At 66.4% G+C, this 2,464-nt stretch carries 4 protein-coding genes; all 4 read right to left on the bottom strand.

The window, feature by feature from the left end; translation table 11 throughout:
- A partial coding sequence (gene lepB / locus AB4Y86_RS16795; RefSeq protein ID WP_441403306.1) for a signal peptidase I occupies positions 1 to 377 on the bottom strand: 377 nt, incomplete at its 3' end.
- Between the two features lie 105 nt (positions 378 to 482).
- Positions 483 to 842, bottom strand: a complete 360-nt coding sequence (rplS, locus tag AB4Y86_RS16790) for a 50S ribosomal protein L19 (RefSeq protein ID WP_056738299.1) — start codon at positions 840 to 842, stop codon at positions 483 to 485.
- A 249-nt stretch (positions 843 to 1,091) separates the two neighbouring features.
- Positions 1,092 to 1,901, bottom strand: a complete 810-nt coding sequence (trmD, locus tag AB4Y86_RS16785; protein WP_441403307.1) for a tRNA (guanosine(37)-N1)-methyltransferase TrmD — start codon at positions 1,899 to 1,901, stop codon at positions 1,092 to 1,094.
- A 1-nt stretch (position 1,902) separates the two neighbouring features.
- Positions 1,903 to 2,464: ribosome maturation factor RimM (gene rimM / locus AB4Y86_RS16780; protein WP_441403305.1), on the bottom strand; the 562-nt coding region annotated here is incomplete at its 5' end.

Genomic DNA, 2,464 nt, shown 5'->3' with positions numbered 1-2,464 from the left:
CAGCAGACCACGTGGTCGCCGGGCAGGCCGAGGACGCGCTTGACATAGGTCGTGTCGCTGCCGGTCAAGCCCAGCCAGTGGCCGGCGCCGGCAAGGAAATCCGCCGCCGGGCCCTTGCCGCTGTTGAGCGGGGCGAAGGAACCGCGGCCGTCAAACACCACGACGTCGCCGCGGCGGACCGGTTCAAAGGCAAAGTCCGTGCGCGAAACCAGGATCCTGTCCCCGTCGCGGAGCAGCGGTTCCATCGATGCCGACGGGATGAAGTAGATGTCCAGCCAGAGCGAGCGGACCAGGCCGCTGATGAGGACAGCGAGGACCAGGCCCAGAAGCGCAAAACGCCAGCCCAGTTTCCTGGGCCGGCGTTTTGTCTGTTCCATGATCCGTATCCCCTGGCGCTCTTCTAAATTGAACAGCGCAGTGGCGGCTGGTTGCGGCAGATGCCGGAACCAGTCCGTGGATCCGCGCAGGATCGTCCGGAGGACTTACTTGGCGGTCTGGAAGTCGCGCTTTTCCTTGATCTTCGCAGCCTTACCGCGCAGTGCACGCATGTAGTAAAGCTTGGCGCGGCGCACGTCACCCTTGGAGACGAGCTCGATCTTGTCGATTATCGGGGAGTGCACCGGGAAGGTACGCTCCACGCCAACGCCGAAGGAGACCTTGCGGACGGTGAAKGTTTCGCGCACGCCGTCGCCCTGGCGGCCCAGGACGAAGCCCTGGAAAACCTGGACACGGGAGTTCTTGCCTTCGATGATGTTCACGTGCACCTTGATGGTGTCACCCGCGCGGAACTCGGGAACATCGTTGCGCAGCGAGGCTGCGTCTACGGAATCGAGGATATGCATTGATCCACTCCTGGTGAACGCCACAGGTCATTCACGTTGGGTCACGACGGCCAAGCCCGGGCGCATTTGCGCGCCGGAAATTCCCGCCGAAAGTATTGTCGTTCCGGCTCCGTCAGGAATTGACGGGGCCGGGGTGCCGCTGTTGGTCACGCTCCCCCTGTGGCAGGTTCGCTACCCAGCAGGCACAAAGACTAATTTTGCCACATTCCGGGGCGTTGTGGTGAATTGGCTGTGGTGGATCGGCTTCGCTCAGGCGTCGCTGCGGCGCTGGAGCCGGCCGTCGACGACGTCGTATCCGAGTTCCCCGAACGCCGTGCGGTCCGCGCGGGGCAGTTTGCCGGCGTCGAACACGTCGAGCAGGTCCGGACGGCGTTCAGCGGTCCGCCGGTACTGTTCGTGCCGCCGCCATTGCGCGATCTTGCCGTGGTTGCCGCTCAGCAGCACGGCGGGAACCTCGCGGTCCCGCCAGCTGGAGGGCTTGGTGTAGACCGGATATTCCAGCAGGCCGTCGGAGTGGGATTCCTCCACGAGCGACTCGGGGTTGCCGACGACACCGGGCAGCAGACGGCCGACGGCCTCGACCATGGCCAGCACTGCCACCTCGCCGCCGTTGAGCACGTAGTCGCCCAGGCTCATGGGCCGGACGGTGAAGTGGTCCGCGGCCCACTCCAGGACGCGTTCGTCGATGCCCTCGTAGCGTCCGCAGGCGAAGACCAACTGGTCCTCGTACGCGAGTTCGTGCGCGATCGCCTGGCTGAAGCGCTCCCCCGCCGGCGACGGAACGATCAGCACGGGCTTGCGGGCGTCCCCGCCGGCGGCAGCCGTGGGCGCGGCTTCGGCAACGGCGGTCAACGCCTGGGCCCAGGGTTCGGGCTTCATCACCATGCCGGCGCCCCCGCCGTAAGGAGTGTCATCCACCGTGCGGTGCCGGTCCGTGGTGAAGTCCCGAAGGTCGTGGACGTTCAGGTCCAGCAGCCCGTCCTGGCGCGCCTTCCCGATCAGGGAAAGCTCCAGCGGGGCCAGGTATTCGGGAAAGATGCTGACGACGTCGATCCGCATCTCAGGCGCGGTTCCCGTCGCGGGCACCCGCGTCGGTACCCTCCGGCCCCGGGCCATTGTCGCCGTCGGAGTCGCCGTCGTCGCTGTCGCCGTCGTCGGCGGTGGCTCCGGTCTCGGTGTTGACTTCGAAGAGTCCGTCCGGCGGGGTGACGAGGACGTACTTTTCGGCGATATTGACCTCGGGGACGATCTGCTCCACGAACGGGATCAGGATTTCCTTCCCGCCCTGGTCAGTCACCACCAGCAGGTCCTGGACCGGGAGGGTGTGCAGCCCGGAGACCTTCCCAACCACCGTGTCACCGACCCGGACGTCCAGGCCCACGAGTTCGTGCTCGTACCAGCCCTCGTCGTCGTCCTCCTCGGCCAGGTCCTCGGTCTCGACGAAGAGCTTGGCGCCGCGGAGGGCTTCCGCGTCGTTGCGGGTCTCCACGCCCTCGAAGGCCAGCAGCAGGATGTCCTTGTTCCAGCGAGCGCTTTCCACGGTCAACGGGCCGGCCGAGGCCGGTTCCACCACGAACTGCGTGCCCGGAACAAAGCGGTCTCCGGGCGCGTCCGTGAGCAGC

The organism is Arthrobacter sp. 2YAF22_2, from assembly GCF_052114645.1.
Lineage (GTDB): Bacteria > Actinomycetota > Actinomycetes > Actinomycetales > Micrococcaceae > Arthrobacter.
The sequence above is the reverse complement of the archived record's forward strand: the minus strand, read 5'-3'. Positions and strand labels throughout refer to the sequence as shown.

Bases quoted from the DNA above. Each gene is read 5' to 3' on its own strand.
- trmD (WP_441403307.1), bottom strand. From the start codon at position 1,901: ATGCGGATCGACGTCGTCAGCATCTTTCCCGAATACCTGGCCCCGCTG.